Source organism: Streptomyces sp. NPDC015144, assembly GCF_043079735.1.
Taxonomy (GTDB): Bacteria; Actinomycetota; Actinomycetes; order Streptomycetales; family Streptomycetaceae; genus Streptomyces.
The window spans coordinates 1-8,889 of sequence record NZ_JBIBUU010000044.1; the positions used below are offsets into that span (position 1 = coordinate 1).

An 8,889-nucleotide genomic window follows, 5' to 3' on the forward strand; every position below is an offset into this window, starting at 1 on the left:
AGTCGGTGGTGGCCCCGTTGCTGGAGGGGCGTGCGGGGGTTGCGCTGGCCGCGGTGAACGGACCCTCCTCCACGGTCGTGTCGGGTGACGAGGCCGCGGTCCTGGAGGTCGCGGCTCTGCTGGAGGAGACGGGTCACCGGACACGCCGACTGACAGTAAGCCATGCGTTCCACTCGCCGTTGATGGACGGGATGCTGGACGATTTCCGTGCGGTCGCGGGTGGGCTGGAGTTCTCGCGGCCCCGTATTCCTGTGGTGTCGACGCTGACGGGTGGGGTGGCTTCGTTCGAGGAGCTGTCCTCGGTCGACTACTGGGCCGCCCATGCCCGCAACGCGGTCCTCTTCCATCACGCGGTACGCACCCTCGAAGGCGAGGGGGTGGGGACGTTCGTCGAGCTGGGCCCGGACGCCACACTCACCACCCTCGCCCAGGAAGGTGCCGAGAGCCGGGACGCGGTGTTCGTACCGTCCCTGCGCAAGGACCGTCCCGAACCCCACGGCGCCGTTGCCGCCCTGGCCACAGCGTTCGTCCACGGGCTGCCCGTCCGGTGGAACACCCTGCTGGAGCGCGACGGCGCACGCCGCGTCGCGTTGCCCACGTATGCCTTCCAGCGGCAGCGGCTCTGGCTCGACGCGCCCGTGGAGTCCTCGTCGGATCCGGCGCTTCCGCATGAGACACGCTTCTGGGAGGCCGTCGTCGGCGGGGACGTCGACGAGCTGCTCAGCCTGCTGGAGAGCGGAACGGAGCAGCGGGAGCCACTGGCCGCGCTGCTGCCCGTGCTGGCGTCCTGGCACCGTAGGGCAGCAGCAGCGGCCGACAGTGCCGTGGCCACAGAGTCTGAAGCGGACGCCCCGGACGCAGCGGCGTCCGGCGCCGAAGAGCTGAGGCGCCGGCTGGAAGCAGCCACGGAAGAGGAAGCGGACCTGATCCTGCTCGACCTCGTACGCGTCCACGCGGGGGCCGTCCTCGGGCACGGGGCGACGGAGACGATCGAGGCCGAGGACCTCTTCCTCGACATCGGTTTCACTTCCTTCACCGCCTTGGAAGTACGCAATCTGCTGTGCGAGGCAACGGGCCTGGATCTGCCGCCCGTCGTGCTCTTCGACCACCCCACACCCCGTGCGCTGGTGGCCTTCATCCATTCCGAGCTGAACATCCATACAGATCACAGGAGTTCGTCATGAGTGGCACCGTAGTTGTCGCGGGGGCCGGCCCGGCCGGTCTGATGCTGGCCGGGGAGCTGGGGCTCGCGGGGGTCGAGACCATCGTCGTCGAGCGGGCCGCCGAGCCCGATGGCCAGTCGCGGGCCCTGGGGCTGCACGCGCGGGCGCTGGAAGCGCTGGACCTGCGCGGTCCCGGTGACACGATCCGTGCGGGTGACCCGATGCCGTGGCCGCGCACCCACTTCGCCTTCCACTGGCTGGATGTGGCGAAGCTGGACGAGCGCGAGTACATCGTCGTGGTGCCGCAGGCCCGGACCGAGCAGGTCCTCGCGGAGCACGCCGTCGCACACGGGGTCGACATCCGTCGCGGCCAGGAGGTCGTCGGCGTCGAGCAGGACGAATCCGGCGTGACGGTGACCGTGCGATCGGCTGCGGGCGAGGAGACCGTCCGCGCCGACTTCCTGGTGGGCTGCGACGGCGGCAACAGCGCGGTGGCCCGGCTCGCGGGGTTCGACTTCCAGGGGGACGGCAAGACGTACTACGGCCTGTGGGGCGACGTGGAGGTGCCCGAAGGAGAGCAGTTCGACGCGGGCCTGCACCCCACCGGTCTGTTCGGGGCCATACCGATCGGTCCCGGACTGGTGCGGATCATGACGACCGAGTTCGACCGGCCGAGTGTGCCCGACGAGGAGCCCGCGACTCCGGAGGAGCTTCGGGCGTCGATTCGCAGGATCACCGGCAAGGAGGTCAAGCTGGGCGAGGTGCGAGGCCGTCTGCACCGCTTCGACAATGCCACGAAGCAGGCCGAGCAGTACAGGAAGGGCCGGGTACTGCTGGCGGGAGACGCTGCCCACGCGCACTTCCCCTCCGGTGCGCAGGGACTCAACACCGGCATCCAGGACGCGCTCAACCTCGGCTGGAAGCTGGCCGCCCATCTCCGCGGAGATGCGCGGGACGGGCTGCTCGACACCTACCACGACGAGCGGCACCCGGTGGGCCGCCGGGCCTGCCTGAACGCCGAGGCCCAGGTCGCCCTGATGTATCCGCTGGACCGAGTGGCGCCGCTGCGGGAACTCTTCGGCGGACTGGTCGGGTTCACCAGCGTCACCCGGCACCTCAACGACATGGTGACCGGCATCAACACCGTCTACCCCATGGAGTACGCGGGGCAGCGGATGACCGGGGACGAGGGCCCGTCCGTCCCGGTGTCGCCGCTGCTCGGTCGCCGGGTGCCCGATCTGACGCTGACGACGGCCGACGGGGAGCGGACGAGCGTGGCCCGTGCCCTGCGCGCGGGCCGGGGTGTGGTCCTCGATCTGTCCCAGGGGGCGGCACGGCCGGACGAGTGGCGCGGCTGGGCGGACCGGGTGGACGTGGTCAGTGCCGAGGCGGACGGCCAGGTTACGGAGCCCGTGCTGCTGATCCGCCCGGACGGGTATGTCGCCTGGGCGGGGCCGGCCGACGCGGCCGGCGCTCCCGACGGCGGACTGCGCACGGCGCTGACCACGTGGTTCGGGGAGCCCTCCCCGGCATGACCTCGGTGGACGTGGTGCGTGCCGGGCCCGGTTCTGAACCGGGCCCGGCACGCCTGTCTTCCGCTGCCCGCCGTCTTCGGGCCGCCCGCCGCGGGCCGCTCAGCTTGCCTGCGCCATCAGCCGTGCCAGCGCAGCTCGCGAACTGATGTTGAGCTTGCGGTATATCCGCGTCAGATGCGCGTCGACCGTACGCGGGCTGACGCTCAGCTCCTGAGCTATCTCCCGGGTCTTCTTCCCCGTGCCGACGATGCCGGCCACTTCCCGCTCGCGCACGGTGAGCATCGACAGCACACCCGTGGACTCCTTCTTCTCGACCTCCTCGTCGAACGCCGACAGTTCCCTGCGCAGCCGACGAGCGTTCTCGAACAGCCGTGACGCCCCGGCGCGCAGCGCCAGCTCCTCGGCGTAATCGAGGACGGTGATGGCTTCCGGCGTCCGTCCGTCGGCCGCGATGCAGGAGGCCGCGTGCGTCATCGCCCAGGCCTGGGCCCAGTTGGCCCCCGTCGAGGAGAACAGGCAGGACGCCTCCTGGTAGAGCTCCGCGGCCACGGCAGGGGTCTCGTGCAGCACATGGGCTCGGGCCATCAGCGCGAACGCCCGGGGCATGGGCAGAGTGACGTCCTGGACCGCGGACGTGGCGAGCCAGGCCCACTCCGCGGACGACGGCGAGGAGTTGCCCGAGGCGGTGGCGGTGAGCATCTCGTAGAGCGCGGGGCGCATCACGGGCGGGATCTCCAGGAGGTCCGGTCCGCCGCCGACCGTGAGCAGCAGCGCCGTGGCGCGCGGATAGTCGCCCTGCACCCGTGCCGCGATGGCCAGCGAGATGGTCGTCAGCACGCTCAGCGGGCGGTTGCCCGCGTTGACGGTCTTCACCGCCTGCTCGGCGGTGTGCAGGGCCCGGTGTTCACCGCGGATCTCGGTGAGCATCAGCAGCCACGATTCCAGGGCCAGTGCCAGGATGGGGAGGTCCGCGCCGCCCTCTTCCAACGCCGCTTGCTTGGCCTTCGCCGCCATGGCGCGCGCCTCGGAGACACGGTTGCTCTGCACGTAGCAGAAGGCGATGCCGTTGAGGAATATGGGCCTCAGGAAGGCGCGGCCGCATCGCGGGAGGAGCGAGGCGCCGCGTTTGAAATGCCCGGCGGCCTCGGTGTGGAAGCCGAGGAACCCCTCCGCCCAGCCCAGCATGGCCAGGAACTCCGGATGTTCGCAGAGCACTTCGTCGGTGAGGCCGTCGACCACGAAGGCGCACTCCTCGGCGCTGATCCGGGCGTCCTCGGGGCCGCAGGTGAGGGCCTGGCCGAGCGCACGGAGCGCCAGTGCCCCCGCCTCGTTGATCCGGTCACCGTGCTCGCGCGCGGCGTGCAGGATCAGCTCGACCTGCTCCAGCTCGGGCGTCTGCTCGTTGAAGATCTTGGTGACCTCGCGCTGCACCAGCAGTGGCACCGCGGCGGCGGGCATGCCAGGGCCCGGGAAGGACTCCAACTCCTGGTTGAGCAGGGTCTGGGCCGCCGCGCGGTGTCCCAGGTAGCCCTGCAGCAGAGAACAGAACGCGATCACCCGGGACCGGGCGACGCCGGGTTCGGCGGGTGCGAGGCGGCGCAGGCCGAGGACCAGATCGCTGTTGTCGCTCAGCCTGCCGCCCGTGCCGAGGACCAGGGTGAGCAGGCCGAGCAGATCCTGTCGCTCGTTCTCGTCCCGCAGTTGGGAGACGGGCACCCGCAACGCCACCCGAAGCCAGCGCGCCGCCTGGTGGGGCGCGGTCTGGAGCTCCTCGCGGACGGCCAGGATCAGAGTGTGCAGGTCCTGCTCGGTCAGCTCGGACAGCGACTGCTCGATATGGACCGCCTGTTCGACGGCGGGGGCACCCTGGCGCGCGAGCATGGCCAGCGCACGGCGGTGCATTGCCGCACGGGAACACGGGTCGAAGGTGGTGTGGACCTGCCGTTGCAGCTCCGGGGAGCGGAAGGCGAATGCCGCGGTACGGGAGATGGGGCGCAGCAGATCGCGGCGGATGAGCTCGGTGACGGCGGGGCAGACCTCGCCCCGGTGGATTCCGGAGACCTCGGCGATGGCGTCGAGGGTGAAGCGGGAGCCGATCACCGCGGCGGCGCGGGCGACGACGAGGAAATGCGGGGCCAGGGCATCGATCTCGCCGGCCAGCACGGCGGCGAACTGCTCCGGCAGGGGCTGGTCCATGGCCGGCGGCACCTGCGATTCATGCCATCTTTCGGCGAAGGCGAGTTCCAGCCGCGAGGGATTGCCGCCCGAGGCCGCGTGCAGGGTGCGCAAGGTGCTGCTGGACACCGGCCGACCGAGCAGTTCCGCTGACTGCGCGACGGTGAGCGGAGCCAGTTCGATGCGTTCGGCGTTCCCGAAGTCGATGGCGTGGGCCAGCGCACTGCGCAACCGCGTCGACGCCTGACGGGTGCGCTGGGAGACGACCAGGAGAAGAGGGGCGTCGACGGGGATCCTCAGCAGGTTCTCAAGGGTTTCCTGAGAAGTGGTGTCGGCCCAGTGGAAGTCGTCGAGGATGAGCACGAGCCCCTGTCCGGCACGGTCGCGCAGCATCGTGCGCACCGCGTCGTACACCCGGAAACGGGTGGCCTCGGTCCGTGAGTCCTCGCTCAGGCCGCAGAAACCCGGGATGGCGCCGAGAAGTTGGACGAACACCTGACAGGGAAGATTACGCTCGAATTCGGTGCATCTGGTGGACGCGACGATGAAGGAGCGGCGGGCGGCCTCGTCGGCGAGACAGGACAGCAGATGCGTCTTGCCCATGCCGGGCTCACCGACCACCTCGATGGTGCGCCCCCGGCCGCGACCCAGGTCGTCCAGAGCACTCCATAGGCGTTGCGCTTCCCCGGACCGGACGGCGGGCCGGCCGATCTCACCGGAATCCCTGTCACGGATCACCGTGCGTTCCCCCTTCATGCACAATGTCTGAAAAAGGACTTGCCTCTTCGTTCGGCATGGCCTGTGAATCGAAGGAGAGGTAGGGTGTAGAACTTTCGATAGTTGAGCTGGCGAATCGACTGGCACGGCATCGCAAGGCGGGGCGGTGGTTTCAGCCGTACCGCACCCTGACTCAACAACTCCCCCCGAATTGATGTTCTAGCTCATAGTACCGGGCGCTCGGTTTGGGGCTGTGAGGCGCATCTCACGTTAGGCGGTGGGCCGGCGCGGGAATGGTGGGGCGGCGCCGAGCCTGCCACGGCCGGTGTTTCGAGCCCGGCGCCCAGGAGGCGGGTGGCCGAAAAGGGCCCCTGGGGTTCAGAAAATACTTACGTACATTCACCGATGCGGGCGGACCGGCCGCGTTGGCATCCTGACCTGTGCGAGCACACAGGACGCAGCCCAACGATGTGCTGCCCCACAGCCCGCGTCGGGAGACGCGACGTCGGGCTCGCACCGTCTGCGCCGGCTCCGGCCGCGCAGGCCCGATGGGCCAACGAGGGGAATCGATGAAGTACGAGCTTCTGGGCAGTCTGCGCGTCACCGACTGCACACGGACGTCATTCATCAGCGCGCGCAAGATAGAACTGTTACTGGCCAGTTTGCTGATCCGTGCCGATCAGATCGTCACGATCGATCAACTCAGCAATGAGATATGGGGCGATGCGCCGCCGCGCCGGGCCATGGCCGCACTGCACGTCCATATATCTCAACTACGTAAATTCCTGCGCGAGGTAACCGGTGGATCAAACCCCGTCGTCACTCGCTCCCCGGGCTATGTGATGCTGCTCGAACCGGGCGATGAACTCGATGTCGTGGCATTCCAGCGGTTCGTCACCCTGGGCCGGGGTGCGATGCACCGAGGCCAGCACGAGATGGCGTCCGAGGCGTTCGGTACCGCCCTCGCGATGTTCCGGGGGCCGGTACTCGGCAATCTCCGTGGCGGTCCGATCGTCGACGATTTCGTCGCCTGGGCCGACGAGGACCGCCTTGAGTGCATCGAGATGAAGAACAACGTCGACCTGACACTCGGCAGGCACCGCGAGCTCATCGCCTCGCTCTACAGCCTGGTGGCCGAGTACCCCCTGCGCGAGGCCTTCCACCGCCAGCTGATGCTGGCGCTGTACAGGGCCGAGCGGCAGGGCGACGCACTCATGGTCTTCCACCACGCGCGCGACATCCTCGACCGCGAACTGGGTGTGGAACCCGCGCGCGCCCTTCGCGACCTCTACCAGGCGATTCTCGTGGCCGACGACGAACTGGAGCTGCGCCCCGCCACGGCCTGACCGGGTGAACGAGGGGCGGGGGACCATGTCGGCTCCCCGCCCCGACGCGTGCCCGCGCGCGGTACCGACGCCACGCAACCGTCGCTTTAGAACGTGGCAAGGGGTCCGTTAGTCCCTCCGGAGAAGCTGGTCGACGTCCCATGGCCCGCGGAGATCCCCGCGGACGATACGGCGGATTCCTTCCCGGAAAGAGGACGTCACGCGCGATGGTGAGCGAATTCGATACCACGGTTCCTGGTACCAAGGCCTCCGACGGATTCGCGGTCGCCGTGATCGGCATCGCGTGCCGTCTGCCAGGGGCGCCCGACCCCGCGACCTTCTGGCGGAATCTCAGCCAGGGCACGGAATCCCTCACCGAACCCCCGACCGACCGCTGGGACGTCGACGAATTCTACGACGCCGACCGGAACGCACCGGGAAAGACCAACGCCCGTCGCGGCGGATACCTCGACGGCATCGACCGTTTCGACCCGGCCTTCTTCGGGATCTCCCCCCGCGAAGCCGCCGCCATGGATCCGCAGCAGCGTCTCGTCCTCGAGCTGAGCTGGGAGGCCCTGGAAGACAGCCGGATCGTCCCCGCCACGCTGCGCGGCAGCCGCACCGGGGTCTTCGTCGGCGCGATCTGGGACGACTACGCCACCCTGCTGTACCGGCACGGCCCCCAGGCCATCGGTCGGCACACCGTCACCGGCCTGCACCGCAGCATCATCGCCAACCGGGTCTCCTACACCCTGGGATTCCACGGGCCGAGCCTGGCCATCGACACCGCACAGTCCTCCTCGCTGGTGTCGGTCCACCTGGCGTACGAGAGTCTGCGCCGCGGCGAGTCCGCGCTCGCGCTCGCGGGCGGCGTCAACCTCAACATCGTCCCGGAAAGCACTGTCGGCGCGGCCAAGTTCGGCGGACTCTCCCCGGACGGCCGCTGCCACACCTTCGACGCACGGGCCAACGGCTACGCCCGCGGCGAAGGCGCCGGCCTCGTGGTCCTCAAGCCCCTGAGCCAAGCCATCGCCGACGGCGACCGCATCCACTGCGTCATCCGCGGCAGCGCCATGAACAACGACGGGACGACGGACGGTCTCACCGTCCCCGGCCGCGCGACGCAGGAAGCCGTGATCCGGCAGGCCCTCCAGCGGTCCGGCGTGACCGCCGAGGAGGTCCAGTACGTCGAACTGCACGGCACGGGAACGCCGTTGGGCGACCCGATCGAGGCCGCCGCCCTCGGCGCCGCCATTGGCTCGGCACACCCGGACGGCCACCCCCTCGTCGTCGGTTCGGCCAAGACCAATATCGGCCATCTGGAAGGCGCCGCCGGCATCGCCGGCCTCCTCAAGGCCATTCTCAGCATCAAGCATCGGGAACTGCCGCCCAGCCTCAACTTCGAGACCCCCAACCCCGCCATCCCGCTTGACGAACTGAATCTCCGGGTGCAGACCGGCCTCAGCGGGTGGCCGCGGCCTGATCGCCCGCTGATCGCCGGCGTCAGCTCCTTCGGCATGGGCGGGACGAATGCCCATGTGGTTTTGGAGGAGGCTCCTGTGGTGGCTGCTGTTGAGGTGGTTGCCGAGGCGGGTGTGGGGTCGGGGTCGGTTGGTGTGGTGCCGTGGGTGGTGTCGGGGCGGAGTGAGGCTGCGGTGCGTGCGCAGGCTGCGCGGTTGGTGGAGCGGGTGTCTGCCGATGTGGGGCTCGGGGTGGGGGATGTGGGGTGGTCGTTGGCGGTTTCGCGTGCTCGTTTCGGTCATCGTGCGGTGATTGTCGGTGCTGGCCGTGAGGAGTTGCTGGCCGGGGCGGGGGCTCTGTCCCGTGGTGAGGGTGCGGGGCATGTGGTGTCGGGGGTTGAGCGTCCTGCGGGTGGTACGGCGTTCTTGTTCGCTGGTCAGGGGAGTCAGCGGGTGGGGATGGGGCGTGGGTTGTATGCGTCGTTCCCGGTGTTCGCGGAGGCGTTCGACGCGG

Annotated in this window: 5 protein-coding genes; 4 read left to right on the forward strand and 1 reads right to left on the reverse strand. The window is 69.4% G+C overall.

The features are described 5' to 3' along the window. A partial coding sequence (locus ACF08W_RS34825) for an acyltransferase domain-containing protein (protein WP_392281748.1) occupies positions 1-1,184 on the forward strand: 1,184 nt, incomplete at its 5' end. Next, positions 1,181-2,698 (forward strand): FAD-dependent monooxygenase, encoded by a 1,518-nt coding sequence (locus ACF08W_RS34830; RefSeq protein WP_392281749.1) that lies wholly within the window; start codon positions 1,181-1,183, stop codon positions 2,696-2,698. The genes ACF08W_RS34825 and ACF08W_RS34830, both read left to right, overlap by 4 nt. Before the next feature lie 99 nt (positions 2,699-2,797). Here the strand turns inward: ACF08W_RS34830 and ACF08W_RS34835 are convergent, their stop codons facing one another. After that, complete coding sequence (locus tag ACF08W_RS34835) at positions 2,798-5,629, reverse strand: AAA family ATPase (RefSeq protein ID WP_392281750.1); 2,832 nt, start codon at positions 5,627-5,629, stop codon at positions 2,798-2,800. Positions 5,630-6,159: 530 nt separating this feature from the next. Between ACF08W_RS34835 and ACF08W_RS34840 the strand changes: the two genes are divergently transcribed. After that, entirely contained in the window at positions 6,160-6,936 is a 777-nt protein-coding gene (locus ACF08W_RS34840; RefSeq protein WP_385218270.1) for a BTAD domain-containing putative transcriptional regulator, read from the forward strand. Between the two features lie 206 nt (positions 6,937-7,142). Next, positions 7,143-8,889 (forward strand): type I polyketide synthase (locus ACF08W_RS34845; protein ID WP_392281751.1); only part of this gene is annotated, 1,747 nt, incomplete at its 3' end.

Excerpts from the sequence above, each read along its gene's own strand:
- ACF08W_RS34830 (WP_392281749.1), top strand. The coding sequence starts at position 1,181 with ATGAGTGGCACCGTAGTTGTCGCGGGGGCCGGCCCGGCCGGTCTGATG.
- ACF08W_RS34835 (WP_392281750.1), bottom strand. The coding sequence starts at position 5,629 with ATGAAGGGGGAACGCACGGTGATCCGTGACAGGGATTCCGGTGAGATC.
- ACF08W_RS34840 (WP_385218270.1), top strand. The coding sequence starts at position 6,160 with ATGAAGTACGAGCTTCTGGGCAGTCTGCGCGTCACCGACTGCACACGG.